Origin of the sequence: Flavobacterium frigidimaris (genome assembly GCF_002217275.1) — a bacterium.
Taxonomy (GTDB): domain Bacteria; phylum Bacteroidota; class Bacteroidia; order Flavobacteriales; family Flavobacteriaceae; genus Flavobacterium; species Flavobacterium aquidurense.
In genome coordinates this window covers 1-14,690 of the sequence record NZ_MUGV01000019.1, presented here as the reverse complement: position 1 = coordinate 14,690, position 14,690 = coordinate 1, and the positions used below count along the sequence as shown (strand labels likewise).

The 14,690-nt window shown below is 32.3% G+C and carries 12 protein-coding genes; 4 read left to right on the top strand and 8 right to left on the bottom strand.

The window, feature by feature from the left end:
• The first annotated feature begins 23 nt into the window (after positions 1-23).
• The 3 genes from ilvN to acs all read left to right on the top strand — a co-directional run bounded on the left by ilvN (position 24) and on the right by acs (position 4,466).
• Complete coding sequence (gene ilvN / locus B0A65_RS11535) at positions 24-545, top strand: acetolactate synthase small subunit (RefSeq protein ID WP_074661302.1); 522 nt, start codon at positions 24-26, stop codon at positions 543-545.
• A gap of 42 nt (positions 546-587) precedes the next feature.
• Positions 588-2,057 carry a ketol-acid reductoisomerase gene (ilvC, locus tag B0A65_RS11530; protein ID WP_074661305.1) on the top strand — a complete coding sequence of 490 codons (1,470 nt, stop codon included), beginning with the start codon at positions 588-590 and terminating at the stop codon, positions 2,055-2,057.
• 498 nt (positions 2,058-2,555) lie between these two features.
• Entirely contained in the window at positions 2,556-4,466 is a 1,911-nt protein-coding gene (gene acs / locus B0A65_RS11525) for an acetate--CoA ligase (RefSeq protein ID WP_074661307.1), read from the top strand.
• Between the two features lie 155 nt (positions 4,467-4,621).
• On the opposite strand, the gene B0A65_RS11520 is transcribed toward acs, so the two are convergent.
• The 5 genes from B0A65_RS11520 to B0A65_RS11500 all read right to left on the bottom strand — a co-directional run bounded on the left by B0A65_RS11520 (position 4,622) and on the right by B0A65_RS11500 (position 8,695).
• Entirely contained in the window at positions 4,622-5,014 is a 393-nt protein-coding gene (locus tag B0A65_RS11520; protein ID WP_074661310.1) for a hypothetical protein, read from the bottom strand.
• Between the two features lie 78 nt (positions 5,015-5,092).
• Complete coding sequence (locus B0A65_RS11515) at positions 5,093-5,689, bottom strand: 3'-5' exonuclease (protein ID WP_074661312.1); 597 nt, start codon at positions 5,687-5,689, stop codon at positions 5,093-5,095.
• Positions 5,690-5,692: 3 nt separating this feature from the next.
• A complete protein-coding gene (locus tag B0A65_RS11510; RefSeq protein WP_074661315.1) occupies positions 5,693-7,609 on the bottom strand; it encodes a DUF294 nucleotidyltransferase-like domain-containing protein in 1,917 nt (638 codons plus the stop codon).
• A 417-nt stretch (positions 7,610-8,026) separates the two neighbouring features.
• On the bottom strand, positions 8,027-8,233 hold the full coding sequence (locus tag B0A65_RS11505) for a hypothetical protein (protein ID WP_207556425.1): 207 nt from the start codon (positions 8,231-8,233) through the stop codon (positions 8,027-8,029).
• A 42-nt stretch (positions 8,234-8,275) separates the two neighbouring features.
• Positions 8,276-8,695 (bottom strand): hypothetical protein, encoded by a 420-nt coding sequence (locus tag B0A65_RS11500; protein WP_074661318.1) that lies wholly within the window; start codon positions 8,693-8,695, stop codon positions 8,276-8,278.
• 141 nt (positions 8,696-8,836) lie between these two features.
• Between B0A65_RS11500 and B0A65_RS11495 the strand changes: the two genes are divergently transcribed.
• Positions 8,837-10,066, top strand: coding sequence for a multidrug effflux MFS transporter (locus tag B0A65_RS11495; RefSeq protein ID WP_074661320.1), 1,230 nt, complete (start codon positions 8,837-8,839; stop codon positions 10,064-10,066).
• Between the two features lie 135 nt (positions 10,067-10,201).
• Here the strand turns inward: B0A65_RS11495 and B0A65_RS11490 are convergent, their stop codons facing one another.
• From B0A65_RS11490 to B0A65_RS11480, 3 genes are all read right to left on the bottom strand, one after another.
• A complete protein-coding gene (locus B0A65_RS11490; RefSeq protein WP_074661323.1) occupies positions 10,202-11,470 on the bottom strand; it encodes an NAD(P)/FAD-dependent oxidoreductase in 1,269 nt (422 codons plus the stop codon).
• A gap of 83 nt (positions 11,471-11,553) precedes the next feature.
• Positions 11,554-12,888, bottom strand: coding sequence for a DEAD/DEAH box helicase (locus B0A65_RS11485; RefSeq protein ID WP_074661327.1), 1,335 nt, complete (start codon positions 12,886-12,888; stop codon positions 11,554-11,556).
• Positions 12,889-13,094: 206 nt separating this feature from the next.
• The gene (locus B0A65_RS11480) at positions 13,095-14,633 is read right to left on the bottom strand and encodes a DEAD/DEAH box helicase (protein WP_074661330.1); all 1,539 of its coding nucleotides are present in this window, start codon (positions 14,631-14,633) and stop codon (positions 13,095-13,097) included.
• Positions 14,634-14,690 lie beyond the last annotated feature (57 nt).

Here is a 14,690-nt window from a genome sequence, read left to right as displayed (position 1 = left end):
AACAAAATAAACTATAAAAAAACATGGAAGATAAAACATTTACCATATCGGTATATTCAGAAAATAATGTTGGATTGTTGAACAGAATATCTGGAATATTCTTAAAGCGTCACATTAATATATTAAGCCTAAACGTTTCAGAATCAGAAATAGAGAATGTTTCTAGATTTATTATTGTTGTAAATACAACAGAAAAATGGGTTCAGAATATCGTGGGACAAATTGAAAAACAAATTGAAGTTATTAAAGCATTTTATCATACTGATGAAGAAACAATTTTCTTAGAAAATGCTTTGTTTAAAATACAGTCAAGTTTGTTGTTTGATGAAAAACAAATTCAGAATATCATTAAAGAAAGTCAGTCTACAATTGTGACGGTTTCTCGTGATTTCTTTGTGATTTCAAAATCAGGAAGACGTTCTGAGATAGAAGAATTATACGCAAAATTCAAACCTTACGGCATTATGCAATTTGTTCGTTCAGGCAGAATATCAGTTTCTAAAGAAAAAATGGAAATTTCATCATTGTTAGAAGCGTTTAACTAGTATCAATTATAAATTACATATCATTAAATATTATTAAAAAAAATGGCAAATTATTTCAACACATTACCACTTAGATTACAATTAGAACAATTAGGAGTTTGTGAATTTATGGAGCAATCTGAATTTGCAGACGGAATCGCAGCATTGGCAGGGAAAAAAGTTGTTATTGTAGGTTGTGGTGCACAAGGTTTGAATCAAGGTTTAAACATGAGAGATTCTGGTTTAGATATTTCTTATGCATTACGTGCAGATGCAATCGCTGAAAAAAGAGCTTCTTATAAAAATGCTACTGAAAACGGTTTTAAGGTAGGTACATATGAAGAATTAATTCCAACTGCAGACTTAGTTTGTAATTTAACTCCGGATAAACAACATACTGCTGTAGTTACTGCTATTATGCCATTAATGAAAAACGGGTCAACTTTAGCATACTCTCACGGATTTAATATCGTTGAAGAAGGAATGCAGATTCGTGAAGATATAACAGTAATTATGTGTGCTCCTAAATGTCCTGGTTCTGAGGTTCGTGAAGAGTACAAAAGAGGATTTGGTGTGCCAACACTTATCGCTGTTCACCCTGAAAATGATCCAAATGGAGCTGGTTTAGATCAGGCAAAAGCTTACGCAGTTGCAACTGGTGGTCACAAAGCAGGAGTTTTGAAATCATCATTCGTAGCTGAAGTAAAATCAGATTTAATGGGTGAGCAAACTATTCTTTGTGGTTTATTGCAAACGGGATCTATTTTATGTTTTGATAAAATGGTTGAAAAAGGAATCGATGCTGCATATGCTTCAAAATTAATTCAATACGGATGGGAAACAATCACTGAAGCTTTGAAACATGGTGGTATCACCAATATGATGGATCGTCTTTCTAATCCTGCAAAAATTGAAGCTTACGAACTTGCTGAAGAATTAAAAGACATTATGCGTCCGTTATTTCAAAAACACCAGGATGATATTATTTCAGGAGAATTCTCAAGAACTATGATGCTTGACTGGGCTAATGATGATGTAAATTTATTGAAATGGAGAGCAGCAACTGGAGAAACTAACTTCGAGAAAACAGCACCACAAGAAGCTGCAATTCCAGAACAAGAATATTTTGATAATGGAGTTTTAATGATTGCAATGGTAAAAGCAGGAGTTGAGTTAGCTTTTGAAACTATGACAGAGGCTGGAATCATTGAAGAGTCTGCTTACTATGAGTCATTGCACGAATTGCCATTAATTGCTAACACAATTGCAAGAAAGAAATTGTTTGAAATGAACCGCGTTATTTCGGATACTGCTGAGTACGGATGTTATTTATTTGATCACGCTTGTAAGCCGTTATTGACTGAATTCATGAAAACGGTTGAAACAAATATAATAGGAAAACCATTCTCAACTTCAAATGGAGTAGATAATGCTATTTTAATTGCCGTAAATAAAGAAATTCGTCAACATCCTATCGAAGAAGTAGGAGCTTGGTTGAGAGAATCTATGACTGCAATGAAAAAAATTGGATAATAAATTGGGAATTACCACACATTCGACTGTGATGGGATTTGCACTGTATCTCTGTTTTATGTAATATTTTGAATTAGTAAGCACTTATTAAGAAAAAGGATATAGATGCAATATTGCATTCACTTAACTTCTGCGAGCAAGTGAGTTAAGTGAGGTAATCCCGTATAATGGGGTGTATTTAGCAATAAATATGCTTGTTGAGATTTCTATTTTAATTAATAAAGCTGCTACTATTTTCAAAATAGAATCGCAGATTGTAAGACAGAATTACAAAAAATTAATTGTTATTGAAATTGTTAAAATTAAAAAGGCATGGTATTATTTATCATGCCTTTTTTGCACTATGTAATTTTGTCTAAAAAAGTAAATTTTTAAATTATATACATTAAAAGATTGTATTTTTTTTAATATGTGTTTTTTTTTGTCAAAATTTATGAATTAAATAATTTTAAGAATACGCTGATATTTAATACATTTATAAAAAAATTCCAAAAACATATGAGTTATTATAAAATTGAAAATTTAGAACAATATTTTAAACATTACAATAAGTCAATAAGAGAACCAAGGAAATTCTGGGGAAAAATAGCTGAAGAAAATTTTACTTGGTACCAACAATGGGAAAAAGTAGTTGATTTTAATATGGCTGATGCTGAAGTAAAATGGTTTACTGAAGCTAAAGTTAATATTACAAAAAACTGTATCGATAGACATTTAAGCAAAAGAGGAGAAAAGACGGCAATTATTTTTGAACCGAATGATCCTTCTGAAGAAGCTTTACATATAACATATAACGAACTTTACGAAAGAGTTTCAAAAATGGCGAATGTTTTGCGTGAGCAAGGAGTTCGTAAAGGAGACAGAGTTTGTATTTACTTACCAATGATTCCTGAATTGGCTGTTGCTGTTTTGGCTTGTGCGAGAATAGGGGCAATTCACTCCGTAATTTTTGCTGGATTCTCTGCTTCTGCCGTTTCTGCAAGAATCAATGATTGCGAATGTAAAATGGTAATTACATCTGATGGAGGTTACAGAGGGAATAAAACTATTGACTTGAAAGGAATTGTTGACGAAGCATTAGATTCTTGTCCATCAGTTTCTAAAGTTTTGGTGGTTAAAAGAACTCAGACTGAAATTAAAATGAAAGAAGGTCGTGACCAATGGTTGCAACCATTATTAGATGTAGCGCTGGATAACAGCGTTGCTGAAATTATGGATGCTGAAGATCCTCTGTTTATCTTGTATACTTCTGGTTCTACAGGAAAACCAAAAGGTATGGTTCATACTACTGCAGGTTATATGGTTTATACGGCCTATACTTTTAAAAATGTTTTCAGTCACGAAGAAAATGATATTTTCTGGTGTACTGCTGATATTGGTTGGATTACGGGTCACTCCTATATTTTATATGGTCCATTGTTGAACGGAGGAACAACTGTTATTTTTGAAGGTGTTCCATCTTATCCGGATTTTAGCCGTTTTTGGGATATCATCGAAAAACATAAAATCACACAATTTTATACAGCTCCAACAGCAATTCGTTCGTTAGCAAAAGAAAGTTTAGATTATATTCAAAAATATCCTCTAAAATCACTAAAAGTTATTGGATCTGTTGGAGAACCAATTAACGAAGAGGCTTGGCACTGGTTTAATGACCACGTTGGAGATAAAAGATGTCCTGTGGTTGATACCTGGTGGCAAACAGAAACTGGTGGAATCATGATTTCTCCAATTGCTTTCGTAACACCAACAAAACCAACGTATGCAACTTTACCATTACCTGGAATTCAACCTGTTTTAATGGATGAAAAACGTAATGAGATTGAAGGAAATCAAGTAGTTGGAAGTTTATGTATTAAATTTCCCTGGCCCGGAATTGCCAGAACTATTTGGGGAGATCACGATCGTTATAAAGAAACTTATTTCTCTGCTTTCCCTGGAAAATATTTTACAGGAGATGGTGCACTTAGGGATGAAGTTGGTTACTACAGAATTACCGGTAGAGTAGATGACGTGGTTATCGTTTCTGGACACAATTTAGGAACAGCTCCTATCGAGGATGCAATTAACGAGCATCAGGCTGTTGCAGAATCTGCAATTGTTGGTTTCCCACATGAAATTAAAGGAAATGCTCTTTATGGTTATGTAATCTTAAAAGAAACTGGAGAAGTTAGAAATAAAGAAAACCTAACTAAAGAGATTAATCAATATATTGCAGACCACATTGGGCCAATTGCTAAACTAGATAAAATTCAGTTTGTTTCTGGTTTACCAAAAACACGTTCCGGAAAAATTATGCGTAGAATTTTACGTAAAATTGCTGAAGGAGATTTTTCTAATTTTGGAGATACTTCGACATTATTAAATCCTGAAATTGTTGAAGAAATTATGAAAGAAAGAATTTCTTAATTCTGAAATAAATAAAATAAATGCCTCTTAGTTTTAAGAGGCATTTTTGCTTTATAAGACAATAGTGAATAAAAAAAGGATTTGTCTATTTTGTATTATTAGTCTATTTGTAAAAAGTACTTAAATGCTAAAAAAAAAAGCATCTTTATTAATTGTTATTGTGTTATTTTTAAATTTAAATCATTTACAAAAACGAGAGGCTCCATATTACTTAAGTTAGTTAGTAATAAAATACCATTTTTATTTTCGTTTATTCCGTTTATTTTAAAACAAAACTCATCACCGTCCTTGTCTCTAAGCGTTACAAATTCAGTACTTTCATCAGAATAGTTTTGACAGCTGTGCGAAATAGTATATTTATACATCACTTTCATTATATCATTATTGTAATTATAAACTTTTCCATCTTGTGTAAAAATCCATTTTATACTTCGGTTGGTATTAGAATACCAGCTTCCTAAAATACGTCGAGATGAAGGATCTTGATCTTGTGCGAAAATTGCTGAAACAAGAAATAACAAGGGTATTATAAATAATAGCTTTTTCATAGACTTTTAATTTTAAAATAGGTTGGTCTAATATCTTTGTTACTACTTAAAACTTCGAATATTTTATATTAGATAAAGTTATTTTATTCCCAATCTTGATTTTAGTTTTAGAAATAAAAGCGCAATTCTATATGCATCTTCAGAGGAAGAATTTCTATCACTTTTTGGAATTTTATAGATTTCGCATAAATCGTCCAAAGAAAACTGTTTGTCATTCACATCCATTAATTTTCTATACATGACATCAACATCCAAAGCTTCATTTTTTATTCGGCCACAATCCAGGCGTTCTAAAGCTGAATTTAGCATTTCGATATCAAAATTAATATGATGACCAACTAAGATAGCATTTCCCAGAAAGTTTATAAAAGCTTCTAATGCATCAGGTTCCGGCATTTTTATCATTTTACTTTCTATGATAAACTCGTTCGAAAGTCCGTTATCCTGCAGGTATTTATATTGCAACAAAACCGATTCAAAATTATCTTTAATTACAATACCATCGTCAATAACTGAAAATGCTCCCAGAGATAAAATAACATCTTTATCAGGATTTAATCCTGAAGTTTCAGTTGACAAAACCACGAATCGATTGGGCTTTGTCTCAAATTTTGTTAAATAGTCTTTCCAGAAATCCGGATATTCTTTATTGATATTTTTCAGCCAGTCTAGCATATTTTATGAGAATTGGGTAAGTTGAAATTTACTCTTAATTAATTCCTCAAGGTCTTTCATTGGTGTTAAAGCATTTTTCAATTTTTCCTTATCTGTTTTAGACATTTCTCTAAGATTGATGAATTGTCCTGAATCATCATTTTTCAATCCTTCAACAGTTCTAAATTTAGATAAAATTAAAAAAGCTTCAGCACAACTTAAGTAAATCTCTGCATTTTTAGAGTCAGTTATCGCTAACTGTTTAAATCTTAAATAGGTGTTTTTTATTCCTTTAATATTTGCATTCAAAATTAATAAACGTGCACCATCAATCAAAGGCATTAATGCACGGGTTTTAATATCAAATTTTGTTTTATTCGGACCTTCTTCTTCTACAATGAATTTCTTGAAGAAGCTTAATGGAGAATTTCTTTTTAAAGCATCATTTCCTAGAAAGTCAAAGAATAAAGTATTGTTTACAGCATTTTTAAAAATAACATTTTCAATTACTTCTTCGATTTTTGGTTCTCCAAAAACAATTTCGTAATCAAAGAAAATACTACTCAAATCATTGCTGTTTTCACCTGGAGTATTCATCCAGCTGTTGTATTGTTTTGTCCAGTCTGTCAGTGATTTACACCATAACATATTGCTTCCCATATGACCATTTGGGCAGTACTCGTAACCTACTTTTTCTAAGATAGCAGTTGTTCTTTTTGCTAATCTTAAAAAGTAATCTTTTGTTTCTCTGTATTTTTCCGGAGTAACATCTTCAAAAATTAAAATACTATCCTGGTCAGTTAGTAAAAGTTGTTCTTTACGACCCTGGCTACCAATACTTAACCATGCAAATCGGGCAGGAGGTGAGCCTAAGTCTAAAATTGATAATTCAACGGCACGTTTAATAATAGCAAGATTAATTTCACTGGCAATATTACTGATATGTGAAATTGGAATGTTTTTCTGAATTGAGTTCTGAATCAAATCAGACAAACGATCACGTATTTGTTTTAAATCTTTAGGAAGCTGAGAACGCTTGATTTCTTTGATCAAAACACCAGGATTACTGGCTTGAGCAACAATCAAATCATGCTCAGAAATAATTCCTTTAACAGCAGATTTATTTGTACCATCCTTAGTAACACATAAATGCGTTACATTATGCTTTAACATCAATAATTGTGCTTCAGCAAGTGACACGTTTTCAATTACAGTAACTACTGGCGAAGACATAATCTTATCAATGGTTTCCGTAATAGGATAACGGCCTGTGGCAATTTTAGATGATAAATCTGCAGCAGTAACAATACCAATTGGTTTGTTTTTTTCGCACACAATAATGTTATCAACCATAGCCTCAGTCATTAATATGGCAACATCTTTAACAACATGGCTAGCTTCAGTAGTTAAAGGTGAATTATTATAACTAAGCGATTGAATATATTGCATTTCAGATTGCTGATCTACATAGAATGAAGTATCAGAAATCAATTTTCCGTTTGAATTTACACTATCTTTTGTATGTCTTGAATTTACAGCAAAACTTTCCAGTAAAAAGTTTAAAACATCAGAATTATTAGCTACAAAAGGTCTAAAAACAGCGATTGGAATAGCATATACAATACTTTCCTCGCGTGCTTTCGCAGTCATCATATAGTTATTTTTGGCAAAAAATGGTCTTAAGCCAAAAATATCTCCTTCGTGACATTTATTGATAATTGTCTCTTCAGCATCAGCAATTGTAGTCAAATTTATGACACCAGATGCCACAACATAAAAACTATCATGAAGTACGTCGTTGTTTTGAAACAATACAGTATGCTTTTCTAAATTTAGCACTCTGATGTTAGTAGCAATATCAGATAATTCCTGAAAAGTCAAATTATCAAATGGCGGGTATTCTTTTAAAAAATCGGCAATATGCTCAGCAATTGTATTCATACGTTTGATAATTTTTTTGAAGTATCGAATGTAAAAATAATAAAATAAAGTCTTACAATGAAAGCATCTTTATCAGAATATAATTATTTTAAAGAAATGTTAAAATTTGTAGTTTTATAAGCTTTAAAATGATTTTTTATTGGTTAATTTCTTTATTATTTAACTTTAGTTTTATTGTAAAACTTTTAAAAACAGCAATTTATTAAAATCGAGGAGCATTATTTTATTTCATCGAAGCTATTTTGATATTTGCTATTGGTTAAGTAGATATTATTAAATGGTTCATAAGAGTGTAAAGAAAGCAGTTTTAAAATATTCTATTTTACATAATATAAATTATAGGTCAAATTGAGTGCTTTTGCAAAACACCAAATTCATATCATTTAACCATTTGGAATTACTTTTTGGAAAACTTCCCTAATTGATCTTCGTGAGAATTGTTTCTTTCGGAACTAAATCTGCACCACCACGTTTATTGAATTCTAATAATCCTTCATTCACAAATAAAACCGCACTTGCTGAACCATCTTTTCCTTTGATGTTTATTTGGGCTTTTTCGCCATGTGAAGCAACATGTCCTGTAACTTCCATGACGCCGGTAACAAATATAAACCAAAAAAGCATACGTTTATGGCGTATGCTCTTGTTTTGAATCTAAATAGTTGTTTACATTAGTTTCTTCAAAAAAACGGATTTACCGTTTAAGGAAACTTCAATTTCATTAGTTTTATCAGAAAACGTCGTTCTTAGGGCGTTTCCTTTAAAAAGCTGAACATCTCCAAAAACTTTTCCGGTTTCATCCGAAACATATTCAAATAACAATTTTTTATTGCCAGGCTCGATACCAATTTTATAACTTGAAAATTTTGTTCCTTTTAAATCGAATTGTTGTTGTGAATCGATAATTTTTCCATCAGCATAAAAATTCGTAATTGTTTTGTTTAATGTAATGTCGGGATAATACTGATTTACTTTTGTAAGCAATGCGTATTGTTCTACATTTGCATCTTCTTGTTTAGATGTAATTGTTTGCGCAAATGAAATTGTTGTAAAAATAAGCGCTAATAGTAAAGTGATTTTTTTCATAATTTAAATTTTATGGTTAAAGTTTCAAAACATTTTTGAAAACTTACATAATAGCCACTTTTTGTATAAAATGGTTATTATATCTAACAAGATAGTAAATATTAATTGATATTTTAAATTAAAAAGCAATTTTTTAAGAAAATGACAACAAAAAAATATATTCAACTCATCCTTATTTTAGGTTCTTTAACAGCGCTTGGTCCTTTTTCAATCGATATGTATTTGCCAGGTTTTGCAGGTATTGCTAAGGATTTACATACTACTGTGGCCAAAGTATCAATGAGTTTGTCAAGTTATTTTATTGGAATTTCCGCCGGACAATTACTTTATGGGCCTTTGTTGGATCGTTTTGGAAGAAAAAAACCTTTATTTATTGGTTTAATGGTCTATATTCTTGCTTCTTTAGGCTGTATATATGTTAATAATATTGATACTTTTATCTTTTTACGTTTTATCCAGGCTATTGGAAGCTGTGCTGCAACTGTAGCTTCAGTAGCAATGGTTCGTGATTTGTTCCCTGTAAAAGATATACCGAAAGTATTTTCTTTACTAATGCTTGTTCTTGGACTTTCGCCTATGTTAGCACCAACAATTGGTGGTTATGTAACAGAAGATTTTGGATGGCACATTGTGTTCCTTATATTAATGTGTATGGGAATAGCGATTTTAATTGCTTCACAGGTTGGTTTGCCTAATTCTTATAAAGCAGATACCTCAATTTCACTAAAGCCGAAACCAATTATTTCTAATTTTATGAAAGTACTAAAAGAACCTCAGTTTTACACCTACGCGTTTACTGGTTCGATAGCTTTTTCCGGATTGTTTACTTACGTAGCGGCCTCTCCTATTGTTTTTATGGACATTTACCATGTCGATGCCAAAACATACGGATGGATCTTTGCTTTTATGTCTGTAAGTTTTATTGGTTCAAGCCAGTTAAATTCTCTTTTATTAAAGAAATTTTCTAGTGAACAAATGATTTTGGCAGCTTTGATCTCGCAATCTGCAATCAGTATTGTTTTCTTGCTACTTTCAGTGAATAATCTTTTGGGACTGTACGAAACCATTGCAATGTTATTTTTGTTTTTAGGTTGTTTGGGAATTTCAAACCCAAATACTGCCGGGTTAACAATGGCTCCTTTTGCTAAAAATGCCGGAAGTGCTTCTGCTTTAATGGGTGCAATTCAATTAGGTTTGGGCGCATTAGCTTCTTTTGCAGTTGGCGTTTTTGTTAAAGATTCTGTGGCTCCAATGGTTCTTATTATGACGGTGACGACTTTAATTGCGCTTGTTGTTTTGAATATAGGTAAAAGGTTTATTAAAGAAAAAGTAGAAGTTTCTATAGAGGATGATATGGTGGTTGGGCATTAGGAATAATAAATTACAATTTTTAAATTCCAAATTCCAATTCTTTAATAAAGTAATAGAATATAAAAAGCCAAAATCTATTAGATTTTGGCTTTTTTGTGAAGCCTGGAATTTGGAATTTAAAAATTGGAATTTATTTTATTCAATCTGTTGCTTTTTATCTGGTCTGATAATCATTCTAAGAGATTGATCCCTTGCAAAATAAGCTACCATCCAATTCCAAAAAGTATTTAATCTGTTTCTATAAGTGATCAAAGAAATTAAATGGATAAACAACCAAATTACCCATGCAAAAAAGCCTTTAAAATGCCATTTTGGACTTGGTAGATCAACAACAGCCTGATTTTTTCCTATAATTGCCATTGAGCCTTTGTCTTTGTATGCGAATGGTTTCAAAGGTTTATTTTGAACCATTGCTTTAAAGTTTTTTGCTAAATTCAAACCCTGCTGAATGGCAACCTGAGCAACCTGTGGGTGTCCGTCAGGGAATTTTGCATCTCCAGCTAAAATGGCAGTATCGCCAATAGCATAAATATTCTGAAAACCGTTTACTTTATTAAATTGATCCGTTGCCATACGTCTGCCACGTCCATAACTTTCTTTCGGAATTCCGTCAAAAAGTTTAGCAGAAACACCGGCTGCCCAGATTAAGTTTTTAGTTTTAATAGTTTCGCCGTTTTCAAAAAAGACAGTATCGTCAACGTAGTCTGTAACGCGGGTGTGTAATTTAACTACAACACCCAGTTTTGTAAGCGCATCTAAAGTGTCTTTTTGAGAAGCTTCACTCATAGGAGAGAGTAGTGAGTCTCCCCCATCGACCAAATAAACATTGCTTGCAGAGGTTTCTAATTCCGGATATTCTTTTAGTAAAATATTTTTACGCATTTCTGCAAACATTCCAGAAACTTCTACTCCGGTTGGTCCTCCTCCTGCCACAACGATCGTTAGTAATTTACGACGTTTTCTAATGTCCTTACAGATAGCTGCTTTTTCAAGGTTTTTAAGCAACGCATTCCGCATTTCGATGGCATCATTTAAGGTTTTCATCGGAATAGCGTTTTTCATTACGTTTTCCATTCCAAAATAGCTCGTTTCAGCTCCTGTAGCGAAAACTAAATGATCGTAGGTTAGTTCTCCATTACTGAGAATTATTTTGTTTTCTTCCGGAACAACAGAAAGTAATTCTCCCAAACGAAACTGCAGGTTTTTTTTACCTGCAAAAAATTTCCTGAAAGGATAACTAATGCTTGAAGGCTCTAAAAATGCAGTTGCAACCTGATATATAAGTGGAGGGAAAAAGTTATAATTGTTTTTGTCTACAAGTGTTACCTGTATCTGAGGATGGTTGACAAGCTCTTTTGCGAGATTGATGCCTGCAAAGCCACCTCCTATAATGACTATCTTCATATATGTTGTCGATTAAGTAGGTTTTATAAAAATTTACCTTATAAATATACAACATAAATTGGAAAAGTCATTTACCCGAAATGTTACTTTTTGAATTTTTTAACAGGTTTTTCGGCTACTTCAACTTTGTTTTGTAACACATAATTAGCCATCAGTTTCTCTATTAATTCCTCTTTTGTAAGATGATGGAAAACCGTTTTCACTTTTGTTTTTAAATCAGCTGAAATATCGTGATTGGGTTTTGTTTTGAAAATTTGTTTTGCCCATAGAAGCGTATTATTTTCTTCTAAACTAACAACAGATGGTTTTTGGAATTTAGTGAATTTAATTCCTAATTCTTTTTCAAATTCCGGAATTTCAATTACTTCCTCTTCTTGTAAAACAGTTAATGAAAGTCCTTTTGCTCCTGCCCTTGCCGTTCTTCCGCTTCTGTGAACGTAAGTTTCGTAAGTGTCCGGCAAATGGTAATTCACAACATAAGAGATTTCTTTTACATCGATTCCTCTTGCAGCTAAGTCTGTAGCAACTAAGATATTGATATGTCCTTCACGAAATTGCTCCATAATTCTGTCACGGATTCCCTGAGATAAACTTCCATGCAATGCTCCTGAAGAAAAACGATTTATAGCCAGATTTTTGGCCAATTTATTAACTGCAGCTTTGGTTTTACAGAAAATGATTCCGCGTTCTCCTTCTTTTGAGTTTAAAAAATGCATTAAAACATCTAATTTCTCAATCGGGTCAACTACAATATATTCGTGATCAATTCCTTGGTTACCTACCGTTTCCATGTTGGCACTAACATGAACTACATTTTTATTTAAGTAATTTTGAATCAATTGTTTGACTGTTCCAGGCAAAGTGGCTGAAAACAATAAAGTGCGGTGTTTTTTAGGAAGTTCAGCAACGATTTCGTCTAAACTTTCTTTTAGGATCGAAACCATTTCATCGGCTTCATCCAGAACTAGATATTCCGTTTGTTTTAAATCAATTGCTTTGCGTTGAATCAAGTCGATTAAACGTCCTGGTGTAGCCACAACAATTTGTGTTGGCTGTGTTAGGCGTTCAATTTGTGGTTTTATTGGGATTCCACCACAAGTTGAAGCTATAGAGATATTCGGAATATGTTTTCCAAAATCTTCTAAATTTCTAAATATTTGTTGTCCAAGTTCTCTGGTTGGAACCAAAATTACAGCCTGAACAGTTGTGATTTCAGTATTAATCAATTGCAATAAAGGCAATCCAAAAGCAGCAGTTTTTCCTGTTCCTGTTTTTGCCAAACCTACAACATCATGACTTTCAGCTAAAAGTAATGGAATCGTTTTTTGTTGAATTTCTGTTGGTTCAACAATGTTCAATTCGCTTAACGCTTTTAAAATTGGTGCTGAAACTCCTAATGCTGAGAATTGTTTAGACATGTTTTGATTTTTGTTTTTATTGTTTTTTTTGTTTCAGGTTTCAAGTTATTGGATGGTGTATTTAACCACAAAGTTCGCAAAGATTTACGCTATGAACGCAAAGTTAATCCTTGGGGACTTTGCTAAAAAAACTTTGCGAACTTTGCGGTTAGACTATATTCAAAGAAAATAACCTGAAACCTGAAACTTTTTTAACCTTTACCAGATCAATCCGGTTCGTTCATGATTTTTTCACGGTATTTTTTACCGATTAATAAAGTCATATTCTTTTTATAATCTTCAACCAACCATTCACGGTAGTTTTTACTACATTGGCTCAAACATTTTGCGTAACGTTTGATACGGCATTCGATATCATCATCAAGTTCTTTTCCTAATGATTTTGCTTCCTGCAACGTTTCAGTATTGTCTACACACATTGAAGCGTGTTGCTCTAACGATTTGTCTAATACTACTTTCGAACGTAAATTTTGTTTGATAATTAATTTATGTTCTTCATCAACATCAAAAGTAACATCAGCAGTTTTACTGAATTTTGCTCTTAATTCCGGCGGCATACTGTATTTGAAATACAATTCAATTTCAGTATCATCACGCAGATTTTCTAAATAAAATTCAGGTGATTTAAAAATGTGTTGCCAGTTAACCGGCTCGCTCCATAAACCAAAACGTGCAGCATTATTACCCAAATCGATTACTGTAAACTCGTCTTTACCAGGTAATTTACGAGATCCACGACCAATCATTTGGTAGTATAAAGTTAATGATTTTGTTGCTCTGTTTAAGATAATCGTTTCAACAGTTGGCTCATCAAAACCGGTAGTCAAAATTCCAACAGAAGTTAAAATTGCATCCGGAGTCTTTTTGAACCAGGCCAAAATATCTTTACGTTCCTCAGAACTACTTGTGTTGTCAAGGTGTCTGATATCGTAACCAGCTTCTCTAAACGTTTCATATACATATAATGAGGTATGAATACCGTTATTGAAAATCAAAGTCTTTTTACCTAAAGAACGTTCTGTATAAGCATGCAAAAGTTTCTCTTGCATGATTGTATTGGTATATAAATCATCAGATGATTTTACCGTATAATCTCCATTAATACCAACTTTTAAGGATGTTAATCCAACATCATAACTGTAAGTTGTAGCCCTTGCAAGGAAACCTTTGTCGATCAATGAACTAATAGTGTCACCCACAATAAGTTCATCATAACTCTGGTGCATTGGTAATTTTATATTTGAACTCAAAGGTGTTGCTGTTACTCCAAGAATAAAGGCATTTTTGAATGAGTTTAATAACTTTCTAAAGGAATTGTAATGTGCCTCGTCAATAATAACCAAACCAATGTTGTCAAGATGTAATTTCTCGTCATTGATACGGTTTTTTAAAGTTTCAACCATCGCCACAAAACAAGAATACTCGTTTTGATCAGGTAGTTCTTTTACTTTACTATTGATTATTTTGTTGCTGACACCGAAACCTTTAAGCATTTTTGAAGTTTGCTTACAAAGTTCAATACGGTGTGTTAAGACAACCACTTTTTTATCGTTATTAGCTAAATAACGACGAACGATTTCGGAAAAAATTACTGTTTTTCCACCACCTGTCGGTAATTGATACAATAAATGATGTTGAGCTGGAGCATTATCTAAACGTTCAAAAATGGCATCAATATCGCCTTTTTGGTATGCATAAAGTTCTTTTTTCTCTTCTCTTTCTATTTCTAAAGTGTTTTGAGACATTGTTTATTTTTGGATTTTTGCAAAAATACACCTAAAAAACAGTTATTCATCTTATTT

Coding starts and splice junctions, on each gene's coding strand:
- ilvN (WP_074661302.1), top strand. CDS start 24: ATGGAAGATAAAACATTTACCATATCGGTATATTCAGAAAATAATGTT.
- ilvC (WP_074661305.1), top strand. CDS start 588: ATGGCAAATTATTTCAACACATTACCACTTAGATTACAATTAGAACAA.
- acs (WP_074661307.1), top strand. CDS start 2,556: ATGAGTTATTATAAAATTGAAAATTTAGAACAATATTTTAAACATTAC.
- B0A65_RS11520 (WP_074661310.1), bottom strand. CDS start 5,014: ATGAAAAAGCTATTATTTATAATACCCTTGTTATTTCTTGTTTCAGCA.
- B0A65_RS11515 (WP_074661312.1), bottom strand. CDS start 5,689: ATGCTAGACTGGCTGAAAAATATCAATAAAGAATATCCGGATTTCTGG.
- B0A65_RS11510 (WP_074661315.1), bottom strand. CDS start 7,609: ATGAATACAATTGCTGAGCATATTGCCGATTTTTTAAAAGAATACCCG.
- B0A65_RS11505 (WP_207556425.1), bottom strand. CDS start 8,233: ATGCTTTTTTGGTTTATATTTGTTACCGGCGTCATGGAAGTTACAGGA.
- B0A65_RS11500 (WP_074661318.1), bottom strand. CDS start 8,695: ATGAAAAAAATCACTTTACTATTAGCGCTTATTTTTACAACAATTTCA.
- B0A65_RS11495 (WP_074661320.1), top strand. CDS start 8,837: ATGACAACAAAAAAATATATTCAACTCATCCTTATTTTAGGTTCTTTA.
- B0A65_RS11490 (WP_074661323.1), bottom strand. CDS start 11,470: ATGAAGATAGTCATTATAGGAGGTGGCTTTGCAGGCATCAATCTCGCA.
- B0A65_RS11485 (WP_074661327.1), bottom strand. CDS start 12,888: ATGTCTAAACAATTCTCAGCATTAGGAGTTTCAGCACCAATTTTAAAA.
- B0A65_RS11480 (WP_074661330.1), bottom strand. CDS start 14,633: ATGTCTCAAAACACTTTAGAAATAGAAAGAGAAGAGAAAAAAGAACTT.